The sequence below is a fragment of the Bordetella tumulicola genome, from assembly GCF_965138755.1.
Taxonomy (GTDB): domain Bacteria; phylum Pseudomonadota; class Gammaproteobacteria; order Burkholderiales; family Burkholderiaceae_B; genus Bordetella_A; species Bordetella_A tumulicola.
This window is the reverse complement of the sequence record NZ_CBCSFP010000007.1, coordinates 255,999-268,826: the sequence shown is the minus strand read 5'-3', so window position 1 is coordinate 268,826 and position 12,828 is coordinate 255,999. Positions and strand designations below refer to the sequence as shown.

General features: G+C 60.0%; 10 protein-coding genes. 8 read left to right on the top strand and 2 right to left on the bottom strand.

The window, feature by feature from the left end:
* Positions 1-743: FHA domain-containing protein (locus tag ACNAZS_RS18370; RefSeq protein WP_415791936.1), on the bottom strand; the 743-nt coding region annotated here is incomplete at its 3' end.
* A 201-nt stretch (positions 744-944) separates the two neighbouring features.
* On the opposite strand from ACNAZS_RS18370, the gene tssJ reads away from it, so the two are divergent.
* The 6 genes from tssJ to ACNAZS_RS18340 are packed head-to-tail and all read left to right on the top strand — an operon-like array spanning position 945 to position 10,211.
* Positions 945-1,499 (top strand): type VI secretion system lipoprotein TssJ, encoded by a 555-nt coding sequence (tssJ, locus tag ACNAZS_RS18365; protein WP_415791935.1) that lies wholly within the window; start codon positions 945-947, stop codon positions 1,497-1,499.
* Positions 1,500-1,557: 58 nt separating this feature from the next.
* Positions 1,558-2,892: a type VI secretion system baseplate subunit TssK gene (gene tssK, locus ACNAZS_RS18360; RefSeq protein WP_415791934.1), complete on the top strand. Its 1,335-nt coding sequence runs from the start codon at positions 1,558-1,560 to the stop codon at positions 2,890-2,892.
* A gap of 24 nt (positions 2,893-2,916) precedes the next feature.
* Entirely contained in the window at positions 2,917-4,200 is a 1,284-nt protein-coding gene (locus ACNAZS_RS18355) for a DotU family type VI secretion system protein (protein WP_415791933.1), read from the top strand.
* Positions 4,197-7,802, top strand: coding sequence for a type VI secretion system membrane subunit TssM (gene tssM / locus ACNAZS_RS18350; RefSeq protein ID WP_415791932.1), 3,606 nt, complete (start codon positions 4,197-4,199; stop codon positions 7,800-7,802). The genes ACNAZS_RS18355 and tssM overlap by 4 nt, the downstream gene beginning before the upstream one ends.
* A 12-nt stretch (positions 7,803-7,814) precedes the next feature.
* Positions 7,815-8,525: a type VI secretion system-associated protein TagF gene (gene tagF, locus ACNAZS_RS18345; protein ID WP_415791931.1), complete on the top strand. Its 711-nt coding sequence runs from the start codon at positions 7,815-7,817 to the stop codon at positions 8,523-8,525.
* A 30-nt stretch (positions 8,526-8,555) separates the two neighbouring features.
* On the top strand, positions 8,556-10,211 hold the full coding sequence (locus tag ACNAZS_RS18340) for a hypothetical protein (protein ID WP_415791930.1): 1,656 nt from the start codon (positions 8,556-8,558) through the stop codon (positions 10,209-10,211).
* Positions 10,212-10,266: 55 nt separating this feature from the next.
* Here the strand turns inward: ACNAZS_RS18340 and ACNAZS_RS18335 are convergent, their stop codons facing one another.
* Entirely contained in the window at positions 10,267-11,094 is an 828-nt protein-coding gene (locus tag ACNAZS_RS18335; RefSeq protein WP_415791929.1) for a winged helix-turn-helix domain-containing protein, read from the bottom strand.
* 277 nt (positions 11,095-11,371) lie between these two features.
* Here ACNAZS_RS18335 and ACNAZS_RS18330 point away from each other — a divergent pair, with 277 nt between their 5' ends.
* Positions 11,372-11,899, top strand: coding sequence for an META domain-containing protein (locus ACNAZS_RS18330; RefSeq protein ID WP_415791927.1), 528 nt, complete (start codon positions 11,372-11,374; stop codon positions 11,897-11,899).
* Positions 11,900-11,984: 85 nt separating this feature from the next.
* Positions 11,985-12,737 (top strand): sulfurtransferase, encoded by a 753-nt coding sequence (locus ACNAZS_RS18325; protein ID WP_415791926.1) that lies wholly within the window; start codon positions 11,985-11,987, stop codon positions 12,735-12,737.
* The last annotated feature ends 91 nt before the right edge of the window (positions 12,738-12,828 follow it).

Below are 12,828 nucleotides of genomic sequence, written 5' to 3'. Positions count from 1 at the left end.
GGTTGGGGTGAGTCTGCGGGGTGGGCGGAGACAATGGGTGGTGCTGAGGTTGCGGGTTGCGCTGCGGCCACAGGCTCGGCGGAGACGGCAGGTTTGGTTGAGGTAGCAGGTGGTATGGCGGGTGTAGGCTCCGCCATGGCCGTGGGTTGCGCCGCGGCTACAGGCTCAACGGCGACGCTGGGCTCAGCGGGTGCAGTGACGGGTTGGGGCTTAACGGATGCGGGTTGGGCCTCAACAGACGCGGCCTCGACTGCGGCTTTGCCGGTGGCGACCGGTACTACGGGCTGGATATGCGGGCTTGGGATGTCAAGCAGCGGGCTTTCCAGCAACGGGTCGGGTTCTGCCAGCAGGGGGTCGTGCTGCGGGTCGTGGGTGGCCGCGAAAGCGCCTGCAAGGGCAGCGGGCGCGGCGTTGTCTACCGTCGCGGTTGACGGATCTTCGGCTTTGAGGGTATAGGAACCAATGACCAGTTCATCGCCAGGAGCAAGGGGGACTTCTTGATCACGCAAGATAGCGCGGCCATTGATGCTGACACGGCTCATGCTGCTGAGATTGACCAGATAGCAGGTGTCGTCGCTGATGCGCACGGCCGCCTGGACGCGGCAAATGCCACCGTCAGCGTCTGGCAAGGTGAGGTGATTGTCTGTCGATCGGCCCAGCGTACCACCGGGCGCATCAAACACAGCGGACCAGGGCGCGATGAGTCCAGAGTCTTCGGGGCGTTGCTGAACAGTGAGTTTCATGCAGAAAATCTCCAGTACCGATGTCTTGATCATAGCCAGCCTTGGTGACGGAAATGATGTCGGGGCGTTATGAAACTATATCTGCTCAAGACTTTCCTGCGCGTTCCGTAACAGTAGTAACTATTTTTGTTTTTACACGACAATTTCTTGTTTTTCCCTTGTCATAGATAGTTTCTTTATCAACCGAGAGGCGTGCCGGGCATGATGGCATCCAGTAATACCTTGATTTCCCTCTGGAAGGGCCTGCAGGCAGGACTCGTCGTGCTGGCGCTGCTGGCTGTGGCCGGGTGCTCGTCGACCGCGAGTCGCGTGGCGGTGCCCTATGCGCTGGAGCTGACCGTCGATAAAGAGGTGAATCCCGATCACAACGGTCGACCCTCTCCGGTTCAGGTCACGATTTACGAGCTGACCTCGTCCAGCGCGTTTGCGTCCCGTGATTTTTTCTCGCTGCAGGCGGATCCCCAGGCGGCATTGGGAAAAGAATTGATCAACAGCCACCAGGTCGTGTTGCGTCCCGGTGAAATCAGAACAATCGAGTATCCCGGCAGCACCGAGGCGCGGCTGGTCGGCGTCGTGGCCGCATACCGGGATCTGGAACATAGCCAGTGGCGTTTGGTGGTCGAGCTTCCCCAGCCCCAAAGCACGAATATCTTCAAGGTATGGCAGTTTTCGCCCAACGAAGAAACGATCAAGATCTCCGTCAAAGATAATGAGGTTACTGTGACGGACCGGGATAGATCTTGGTGGCCGTTTTAGGCGCACGACCAGTGTTGCATAGCAGCCTGATCCCGCAACCTTATTTGTAAGCGCAACCATGGCAGAGAAGAGCAAAGTCATCTGGACCGAAGGGATGTTCCTGCGGCCACAGCATTTTCAGCAATTTGAACGTTATCTCGAGAGCTCGCTAAGGCAGCGTACGTCGTCATTACAAGGGTTTTTCTGGGGCTTCAGCCATCTGGTGCTGGACCGCGATGCGTTGGCGATCGGCAAGGTCGTGCTGACCGAAGCCAGTGGTGTCTTGCCAGACGGTACGCCGTTCGATTTTTCACACCCCGATGACGCCCCTGAGGCCCTGGATGTGTCCGAGCAAGCGCAAGACGTGCGTGTCATGCTGGCGCTGCCGCGCGTTCGGCCGGGCGCCACGGACGTGCAATACGAAGACGAGGCCGATTCGCTGGCACGCTACCTGGTAAAGGAGGCCGAGGTCGAGGATTCTGGCTCGATGGGACTGGAGCCGGCGTTGTTGCAAGTGGGGCACTTGCGCCTGCGCTTGATGCTTGAAACGGACATGGGCGATGAATGGCTCGGCCTGGGGGTGGTGCGCATAGTCGAACGTCGCGCCGACAATCGGGTGGTGCTCAACGAGCGGTACATTGCACCGTGGTTGTCGGCGGGTGCGCATCCGTTGCTGTTGGGTTTTGCACAAGAACTCTACGGCTTGCTTGAGGCCCGCAGTGAGGCCCTCGGGTTGCGCTTGTCGCAGCCCGGGCGCGGCGGTGTGTCCGAGGTCTCTGATTTCATGTTGCTGGAGACGGTGAATCGCTATATTGGTTCACTGTGGCACACGCGGCAGGCCGAGTGGTTGCATCCCGAAAGGCTATTCCACGATTGGTTGATGCTGTCTTGCGATTTGGCCACATATACGTCGGCTTCCCGACGGCCCGAAGTCCTGCCGACCTATGAGCACGATGATCTGCAATTAACCTTTGGTACCCTGATGAACGAATTGCGCCGCTCGTTGTCGGCGGTGCTCGAGCAGCATGCCTTGCAGATTCCCTTGCAGGATCGCGGTCAGGGCGTACGCGTGGCGCAGATCCCCGATCTGGAACTGCTGCGTACCGCGGGCTTTGTGCTGGCGGTTCATGCCGATATGCCATCGGACACGGTTCGTTCGCGTTTCCCCGCTCAGGTCAAGATCGGCCCGGTCGAGCGGATTCGCGATCTGGTGCATTTGCAGTTGCCCGGGGTGACCGTACGTGTGCTGCCTGTGGCGCCGCGTCAGATCCCGTACAGTGCTGGTCATGTGTATTTCGAGCTCGACAAGGGCGGCGATTTCTGGAAACAGCTAGAGCGCACGGGCGCTCTGGCTTTGCATTTGGCAGGTGAGTTCCCTGGGCTGACCATGGAATTCTGGGCGTTGCGCGATTAAAGGTTCAAGCCTGCCGGAGAAAATATGCACGCATCCGATACTGCATTACCCGGCCCGATGGGTTCGGGCCTGCCAGAAGGGGGCGCTTCGGCGTCCGGCCGATTACGGCCACACGAATATGTGATCAGTGGCTCCAATCCCCTGGTGGCCGCGGCCAATCCGCTGCTGGATTTGATTCCGCAGATACGTGCGACGACGTCGCATCCCTCGCCGGTGATGTTGCGCGAGCATCTACTGGATGAGATCCGGCAATTCGAGTTGCGCGCTCAACAGGCGGGGATTTCCAACGAGACCATTCTTGGCGCGCGGTACTGCCTGTGCACGGCGCTGGATGAGGCGGCCGCCTTGACGCCCTGGGGCGGCAACGGGGTTTGGTCGGCGCACAGCTTGCTCGTGACGTTCCACAATGAGACGTGGGGGGGAGAAAAGTTTTTCCAGCTATTGGCCAAACTGTCTCAAAATCCGAGTCAGCATTTGGACTTGCTGGAACTGCTGTATTTCTGTCTGCTGCTCGGGTTCGAGGGCCGTTATCGCGTGCTCGACAATGGCCGCTCGCAACTCGAGACGTTGCGCCAGCGGTTGCTGCGTATTTTGCGCAGTGCCCGCGGCGAATATCCGCGTGCCTTGTCACCCCACTGGCAGGACGTGCCGGCACAAGTGCAAATGCGGCGTCTGCCGGTCCCATTGTGGGTGTTTGGCGCCCTGGTGGCCGTGCTGGCGTTGGCGGTGTATTGGGGACTGGCCTGGCTGTTGAGCCGGCAGTCTGACGAGGTGTTTACGAAGATCAGCAGCCTGAAACCCCCAACGGTACAGGTCGCAACGCCTCGCCAGCCAACCGCTTCGCCGCGTCTGGCGGTGTTCTTGTCGCCGGAGATTCGTGATGACTTGGTGACGGTGCGCGATGAAGTCGATCGCAGCGTCGTGGTATTGCGCGGCGATGGGTTGTTTGAGTCGGGTTCGGCGGCGGTGCGCGAGCAGTATCTGCCAGTGTTGTCTCGTGTCGCGGACGCGATGCGTCAGACCGAGGGCAATATTCTGGTGCGTGGCTATTCCGACAATATTCCGATACGCAGTGCGCGCTATCCGTCGAACTGGCACTTGTCGCAGGCGCGAGCGGATGCCGTCAAGGAGTTGCTTGAGACGCGTCTGGACGACCCGCAGCGTGTCCGCGCCGAAGGGCGTGGCGATGCGGACCCTGTGGCGCCAAATGATACGGCGGCAGGGCGCGCGCGCAATCGCCGCGTTGAAATTACGTTGATGGTGCCACCGGTACCTCGTGGAGAGACTGTCGAGGGTGTCGGGCGATGATGCATAACGTCTTTAGTTTCATATTTAGCCGAGGGCTGTGGAATTTCTTCGGCTTGGTAGCCATTGCACTGTTGATCTGGATTGCCGGGCCGCTGTTGGCGATTGGGACGACTCGACCGCTGGAAAGTGAAACGACGCGGATCATCGTCATTGCCGTGTTGTTCGGGCTGTGGCTGTTGCGCATTATCTGGCGCAAATGGCGCGAGGGTCGACTGAATTCCCAGTTATTGGGTCAACTGCGCAAGCCTGCGACGAAAAAGAAAGCAGAACCAGAGCCCGGTAATCCCGAGATCCGTCAACTCGAAGAGCGTTTCAACGAAGCGGTCGAGTTGTTGCGCAAGACGCGCTTTGAGGGTGACAAGCGACGATTGTCACTATCGCGGTTTTCAAAGCAACATCTGTATCAGTTGCCCTGGTACGTCATTATTGGCGCGCCGGGGGCGGGCAAGACGACGGCATTGGTGAATTCGGGTTTGAATTTTCCGTTGGCGGATCGTTTTGGCAAAGTGGCTTTGCGTGGCGTTGGCGGTACGCGCAATTGCGACTGGTGGTTTACCGACGATGCTGTGTTGTTGGATACGGCCGGCCGTTACACCACCCACGAAAGCGATGCGACGGGCGACGAAGAGGAATGGAAAGGATTCCTCGGTTTGCTGTCGAAGTACCGGGGGCGTCAGCCGATCAATGGCGCCATGCTGACCATCAGCGTGGAAGACTTGCTCGCGTCGTCTGACGCAGAGCGGGCGCAGCATGCGGCCGTATTACGCCGTCGCTTGCAAGAGCTGCGTGAACAGCTCGGCATTCAGTTCCCTGTATACGTGCTGGTGACCAAAGCGGATCTGCTGTCCGGGTTCGAGGAGTACTTCGCGTCGTTCAGCCGCGAAGATCTGTCGCAGGTGTGGGGCTTTACGCTGCCCTATACCCGGACGCAGGAAGCCGACTTTGATTTGTATGAGGCTTTCCATACTGAATATGACTTGTTGCAGCGACGGCTCAACGATGCTTTGCCCGAGGTGCTGGCGGCCGAGACCGACCCTGCCAAGCGCGCGCTGGCCTACATGCTGCCGCAGCAGTTTGCGGGTTTGCAGGCATTGCTCGGACAGTTTCTGAGTGACGTGTTCGCGACTTCGAAGTTTGAGGCGCGCCTGGTGCCGCGTGGGGTCTACTTCACCAGTGGTACGCAGGGCGGCGAAACATTTGACCAGGTGACAGGTCACCTGAAGCGCTATCTGCGTATTGACGGCGGGCCGCAGACGACAAGCGTACCGGTCGAGGAAGAAGGGCGCAGCTACTTCCTGAAAGGCGTGCTGCAAGACGTGATTTTTCCCGAAGCCGGTCTGGCGGGGCGGAATCTACGCTGGGAACGTCGGTATCGGCGGTTGCACTGGGCCGGTTACTGCCTGATTGCCGCACTGTTGATTGCATTGTTGGTGGGATGGGGGATCAGTTATCGCAACAACAAGGCCTATGTGCAAGAGGTTGAGCGCAGGGTTCCCACCGTCGAAAAGCTGGGACGCGAGATCAAGATTACGCGTGCCGGGGATGTGCTGGGCCTGATGCCGTTTCTGGATAGCCTGTGGTATCTGCCGCGCAATGCGAACTTTGAGTTGGATTCGCCACCGCTGACGTATCAATTTGGCCTATATCAAGGGCAAAAGATGCATTCCGCGGCGCAAGGGGTGTATCGCGACACGCTGGATCAGGTGCTGCTGCCGCAGGTGGCACGACGAATCGAGACGGCATTGCGTTCGGCGTCGCCCGATGATCTGGAGTTTTCGTACGAGGCATTGCGTGCCTATTTGATGTTGTACGAGGCCGATCACTATGATGCGGAGTTCATGCATGCCTGGCTGCTCTCGGATATGCAGAAAACCCTGCCAGAGGGCTATACACGCCGGCAGTACGACATGATGTCATTGCACGTGCGCAATCTGGTTCAGGGCCGTGTGCTGTCCTCGCCGTTCCCGCGCGATGATGCGTTGGTGTCCGAGGCGCGTGAACGCCTGGCGCACTATACGTTGGCGCAACGTGCGTATAGCCGTTTGCGCCGCCTGCTGTCGAATACCGAGCAGGGGCCGGAGCAGACAGCGATTACGCTGGGGGGGCCGCAAGCCAGCTCGGTGTTTGTGCGCAAGAGCGGCAAGCCTCTCACGCAGGGGATTCCGGCGCTGTATAGCTACGATGGTTACTGGAAAATCTTTAACCAGCGCGTGACGCGCGTGGCGGAGTTGCTGCGTCAGGATGATGCATGGGTGCTGAATATCCCGCCGCCTGGGGCGATGGATCAACGGGCGCAGCAGCAATTGATCGTGGATATCAAGCGTCTGTACATGAACGATTATGTGCAGCAGTGGGATGGGTATCTCAACGATCTCAAGTTGACACCAACGAAATCGTTGATGGAGAACATTCAGATCGCCCGGACCTTGTCGGCACCCGATTCGCCGTTGGTTAAGTTGGTGGAGGGGGTTGCGCGCGAGACCACCCTATTGCGCGATACCGGCGATGGGCGTTCGTTGATGGACCAGGCGCGTGAGCGTGTCAGCAGTACGCGGGATGCGCTGGAGCAAATGTTCGGCCCTACCGGACCTGTCGCGGCGATGCGTGGGGATGCGACGGATGAGAAACTCGAACGCATCGTCGACCTCCATTTCGAACCGTACCGTCGTTTGGCCCAGGGTCAAGGCCAGACTCCTGCGGCGATCCTGGAGACGACGGGGTTGCTCAATGATCTTTATACCTACTTGACCGCTGCCGATGCCGCATTGCGCAGTGCCAGTCCCGCCCCGGACTCGGATGTCGTGAGCAAGCTGCGTGCCGAAGCGGGTCGACTGCCTGGGCCCCTGCGCGAGGTGCTCAATACCATGTCGGTGAACGCGTCGGATGAAATTTCCGGCGCGACGCGCAAGCGTATGGGCGATACGATGTCGGCGACGATCGGGTTGTTTTGCCGCCAATCGATTGCCGGTCGCTACCCGTTTGCCCGGGGGGCCACGCGTGATGTGGCGCCCAATGACATGGCCCGCTTGTTCGCGCCCAACGGGATGATGGATGAATTTTTCCAAAAGGAGTTGGCGACGCAGATCGATGTGTCGGGGCCACGCTGGCGGTTTAAACCGGGCATTGATGGCGCGAAGGGCGAGCGCGCAGGATACCTGGATTCATTTCAGCGCGCGGGTGTGATTCGGGATGTGTATTTCATGGCGGGTAGCCCGCTGCCGTCGTATCGTGTCGCTATTCGACCGATCGAGATGGATGCGCAGATTACCCAGTTCGTGATGGATGTGGATGGTCAGGCGGTGCGCTATGCACATGGCCCGCAAATCGCGACAATCGTGCAATGGCCGGGCCTGCGTGGCTCGAATCAGGCGCGCATTGAACTCACGCCCCAGTCGGGTGGCGCGGGGTTGTCGGCGTCGGGGCCCTGGGCGTTGAACCGGTTGCTGGACAAGGCGCAGTTGAGCCGCGGGTCGTCGCCTGAGGTGACCATTGCGACGTTCGACATTAATGGCCGAAAGGTCGTGTTGGAGATCACTGCCAGCAGCGTGAAAAGCCCCTTCAATCTTCCCGAAATGCAGGGGTTCTCCTGCCCGGGCCGCTAAATGGGATTCGCCATGGATGACGTGAAGGCATTCTTGGGGTGGTACGGAAAAATTCCCGCATCCGGGGATTTCGTGCATCGGCGCGTGCCGCGGGAATTGATTGCCTGGTGGGACCACTGGCTGCAATATGGCCTGGCCGCATTGAAGCAGGCGCCGGACGATAGTACGGCGCGCAGTTTCGCAACCGCGCCGATCTGGAATTTTGCGATTCCTGCCGGACCCAGTGGCAACGGTGTCCAGTTGGGCTGCGTAGCGCCCAGTCGGGATCGGGTCGGACGCGTATATCCATTATGCGTGTTCACGTCGATTGCCGAGGACGACTATCACAGCAGCATACTGGAAGGCGCGACGGACTATTACCGACGCATTGGCGTGAGCATTCTGTCGGCGGTACGGCATGGCTGCGCGTCAGAGCAGTTCGATCGCGAATTGCAGGCGATTGTCGTGCCGGGCGTGGTGCAGCAGCAACCGGTGGCGCGTTCTAGCGGCAGCGATATCATGGATATCTTGAATTCGGGTTTGGAAACCACGGCTGAGCCGGTATCGACTCACAGCTTGTCAGCCTGGGCCGATTTGCCGTTTTGTTTTAACCCCAGTTCGCACACCAGTTATTGGTGGACGAATCAGGTCGATGGGGCTGCCTTGCAGACGTATATACATGGCGGGGCATTGAATGCCGCGTTATTTACCCGATTGTTCGCATCGTTGCCGGCTTGGCGCTAGCAACGGTGCATGTTGTTTGGAGCCTGGTGTATGAACGCGACTCCCCCTGTATCTAGTCATCCTGCCCCCGACGGGGGTGTTTCGGGGCTACGGCCGCTGAACGTCATTGCCGCGGTCGCCAATGGCGGGGTGCCGCAGGCGCGTATTCGCCGGGTATTGGCTGATCTGGCTGTGCCTTTGGCTCAACTGCATGCGCACAGAGGTGTTCATGGGGGCATTGCCCTGAGCACTATCGGGTTGGATGCGTCGGGCAAGGCCCATCTGATGCAGCCACCGCTCGAGCCGAGCGCGGACGCGGATAATGCGGCCCGTATAGAAGGCTACGCTGCCTTTGAGCAGTACACGGATGATCCAGAATGGCCGTGTGGCCCGTGGACGGACGTTTATGCGTTGAGCGCGGTGGCCCATACGATGTTGACGGGGACGGCGCCGCCACCTGCGTTGGACCGTTGTGTCAAGGATGCGAGCGTGCCCTTGGCGGGGCGTGAGCTCGGTGCCTACGACCTGGCGTTTTTGCAGGCCGTGGACCAGGGATTGTCCATGTCGCTGTCTGGCCGACCGCAGAGTATCGAGGCTTTTGTGCAGGCATTTGGCTTGGGGGTGGCTTTGCCTGTGAAGGAAATGCCACCGCCGGCAGCTGCTGAGGTACCTGCGGCGGCAGTCTCGGCGCCACCCCCGACACCGCCTGTTTCTCCTATTCCGGTGGCTGCCGCAGCGCCTCCGAGCACCAAGGCGGGGCCACGCGTGCCTCTGTTGGTGTTGTTGGGGGTCTTGGCGGCGATTGCTTTGGTGCTGTATATGTGGCTGCGCCCTGGTGGGCCGACTGTGTCATCGGCCGGCCGGGATGCGCCGCCCGCAGTGGCTGAGAACGTTGCCCCCGGATCAGCGGCTCCTGCTGAGCCTGCCGAGCCCGAACCCCCGATCCCGACGCCACCGGCGTTATCGGACCTGGGTGGCTCGCGTAATGGAAGTTCGACGGGAGAGGGGACTAGCGCCTCGTCCGACGCGTCAGCGACGTCGGAAGCTACTGCGGGTGTCGCGGCACCGACGGCGACGGCGCCAGAAGCGACTGCACCGCAGGCGTCTGCAGGCGTTGACGCACCTGCTGGCGCTGAGGCCCCGGCGGGGAGTGCCGCGCCGCAGACGACGCCGGATGCTGCGAATGGGATCGCCACCGCGGGGGCTGCCGCCTCTGAGTCGTCGGCAGGCACGAGCGGCGCGGGTGCGGCCGGGGTGCCTATGACGGTAAACAGTAGCCTATCCCCCGGGGAGTCATCGACCACATCTGGGGCCGCGGCGGGTACGGCGGAGTCGCCCGCCACGCCGGCAGGAGCATCGACTGACCCTTCGTCTGCGGGTCAAGCCGAGGCGACGGGGACGGCGATTGCGGTGACTGGACTCGAGGCGACGAACGCGGCGGCGCAAGCCGCGGCAGCAGAAAAGGAACAGGCAAAGGAAACGCCACCCCCTCCCGCTGCGTCGAGTGCTGTGCGCGTGAGCGTGCGGCCGTGGGGTGAGGTGTTTATTGACGGGAAGTCACGCGGGATCAGTCCGCCACTGGGAGAGGTCAAGCTATCTCCGGGCACGCACCGGGTTACGATCCGCAATCCTGCCTCATCGGACTATCACACCACGATCACGGTGGGCCGCGGTGGCTCAGGCGCAATTTCTCACGTTTTTGAGTAGCGGGGTTTTAGCATAGGCATAGGGGCATAGGCATACTGTCTATGCCCCTATGTTTTTAGCTCGGCTCTGCCGTCGAGTGATCCATATCGAGAATGTCCGTATCCACGAGCAGATCGGCGGTGAACATATAACCCCAGCCGTGAACGGCTTTGATCGGCAGGCGGACACGCTGGGCTGCGGCCTTGCGCCGCATGCGGCTGATCATGACGTCGATAAAGCGGCCCCGTCGCTCGCTTTCGGATGTCTCGCCCACGGCCAATGTCTCGGGGTTTTGTGCATCGCGGCTGATACGCTTGTCCGGTTCGTGGGCAAACCGCAGTAACAGGCTGCGTTCCGCTGTGGTCAGCGAGAGCGTCTGGCCCGTCGGCGCCATCAATGCCCAGCCTTTGCTGGTCAAGCGCCAGGCGCTTGACGAGGATGAACCGGATTCGGCGGTCTGATGGGGAGCGTCTGGCAGAGACGTTGGCACGGCTGCCGTCTGAGACTCGAGCTCTGGCAATTTGGCCGGCGCGTTGCCCGGTAAACGCCGCATCAGTGACTGAAATACCGCGGCTAATTCCAGACCACTGGTATAGGTGTCCAGGCAAGCATCTGCGCCAGATAGCAGGGTACGCACACGCGAATCACTGTCTGGAAACTGTGAGAGTGCGACGATGCCGACAGTGGGCCGCATGACGCGCAACTGCGCTGCCGCAATATCAATAATAGATAAAGGTCCGGCCAACGCGATTAACGACGCAGCTTGTTGAGACAAATGGACGTATAGCTCAGCGAGACTCGCATGGCGATGGACACGAAATCCCAGATGCGTTAGCTCGGAGATTTGTACGGGGTAGGCGGTCTCGTCTCCGGTAAGAAAGAGTACGTCCGGCGTTGTGTTCATGATTCCTTTCCGAATAAAGCGTATCGAACGCAGTCGATAGATCCGAGCCTGGTCTGCCTTGGCAAGAGGCGTATTTGTTTTACGAGTCTGTGTTGTTGCGCGGAGCGCGCGGGAGTACTGAACTTATATCGCGATTTGCGACGGTCAAGATTAATCGACGCGTGGCGGCATGCGAGATGCGAGCGGCAATCTTGTGTGACGCTGTGTGTCTTTTGCTGCAACGCGGGGGCGAGTCCGCGTTACAGTAAGAGCATATGTAGATTGGTGGAGTGACTATATGTCGAGTGCTTTGTTCGTTCGCAGCCTTTTGGTCGCGGGTCTGATGATGGGAATAGTGGGTTGCGCCAGTACGACGGGCCATGCCACGGCAGAGGGGGCGGCCGCCACCAATGCGGCCACCAGCGCGGACTCTCTCGCCCAGACAAACTGGGAATTGACCCGTTGGACTACGAAGGCTAGTGTGGATCGAGCGATTCCGCATGGCGATAATGGCGAGCCTATACAGTTGGTATTCCTGGCACAAGGCGACCAGTACCGGGTAAGTGGTTTTTCGGGCTGCAACCGATACATGGGCAGTTATCGTTTGCAAACCGGGAAATTATCGATTTCCGTGAAGGGTAATACACGCATGGCGTGTATGTCCCCGGAAAAGGCCCAGCTAGAACAATCCTATTTGCAAGCCCTGTCAGGCATCCGCTCGTTTACCCTCGATAGTGGCAGTGCGCCGCGTCATCTGACATTTAATGTGGCAAATGGGGATGTGTTGGAGTTTGTACGCCGGCAGGATCCGCCAACACCTCGGTAAATTATATGGGGTATTAAAATAACAGGTCTTCATTTTTTGTCGTTTATTATTACGATCGCTTAATTTTGCTGTCGCATTGCTTTTTATGTCTTCCGTTGTCAACATCGCTGCTTACAAATTTGTCCCGTTGCAGGACCTGCCCACTTTGCGCGCCGGAATGCTGGCGCAGGCGCAGGCCACCGGCCTGAAAGGGACGGTCTTGCTGGCCGAAGAGGGGATTAATCTCTTTTTGGCGGGCGCAGTCGATGACATTGAGACGTGGTTGCAATGGCTACGATCCGACCCGCGGTTTGCCGACCTGGACGTGAAGTTCAGCGAGTCGGAGGCGGTGCCGTTTCGCAAGCTGCTGGTCAAAATCAAGCGCGAGATCATCCGCATGGACCATCCGGCGATTCAGCCTCAGGCTGGGCGCGCGCCCGGGGTGGCGGCAGCGACCCTGGCGCGCTGGCTGGATCAAGGGGGCGACGATGAGGGGCGGCCGATCGTGATGCTGGATACGCGCAATGCGTTCGAGGTGGATGCCGGCACCTTCGAAGGCGCCATTGATTGGCGAATCGAGCGGTTCACGCAGTTTCCGGATGCGGTGCAACAGAACAAAGACAGCCTGCGCGGCAAGACGGTCGTCAGCTTTTGCACGGGCGGAATACGCTGTGAAAAGGCCGCGCTGTACATGGCCGAGGCCGGGATCGACCATGTCTACCAGCTTGAGGGCGGCATTCTGAAATACTTCGAAGAGGCCGGCGGCAAGGGGTTTAACGGCAATTGCTTCGTTTTTGACGAGCGCATTGCGCTGGATCCGGCGTTGGCTCCCGCCGACGGGGCGACGTTGGACGCCTAGAGGGCGTAAGGCAGGCGATTAGATCGTGGGCCCCGGCGGCTATCCGGGCGGCGCTGAGGCGGCCGCCTACCAGGCAGCCCCTTTTCGCGGT

Excerpts from the sequence above, each read along its gene's own strand:
- ACNAZS_RS18330 (WP_415791927.1), top strand. The coding sequence starts at position 11,372 with ATGTCGAGTGCTTTGTTCGTTCGCAGCCTTTTGGTCGCGGGTCTGATG.
- tssJ (WP_415791935.1), top strand. The coding sequence starts at position 945 with ATGATGGCATCCAGTAATACCTTGATTTCCCTCTGGAAGGGCCTGCAG.
- ACNAZS_RS18340 (WP_415791930.1), top strand. The coding sequence starts at position 8,556 with ATGAACGCGACTCCCCCTGTATCTAGTCATCCTGCCCCCGACGGGGGT.
- tssM (WP_415791932.1), top strand. The coding sequence starts at position 4,197 with ATGATGCATAACGTCTTTAGTTTCATATTTAGCCGAGGGCTGTGGAAT.
- ACNAZS_RS18335 (WP_415791929.1), bottom strand. The coding sequence starts at position 11,094 with ATGAACACAACGCCGGACGTACTCTTTCTTACCGGAGACGAGACCGCC.
- ACNAZS_RS18355 (WP_415791933.1), top strand. The coding sequence starts at position 2,917 with ATGCACGCATCCGATACTGCATTACCCGGCCCGATGGGTTCGGGCCTG.
- tssK (WP_415791934.1), top strand. The coding sequence starts at position 1,558 with ATGGCAGAGAAGAGCAAAGTCATCTGGACCGAAGGGATGTTCCTGCGG.
- tagF (WP_415791931.1), top strand. The coding sequence starts at position 7,815 with ATGGATGACGTGAAGGCATTCTTGGGGTGGTACGGAAAAATTCCCGCA.
- ACNAZS_RS18325 (WP_415791926.1), top strand. The coding sequence starts at position 11,985 with ATGTCTTCCGTTGTCAACATCGCTGCTTACAAATTTGTCCCGTTGCAG.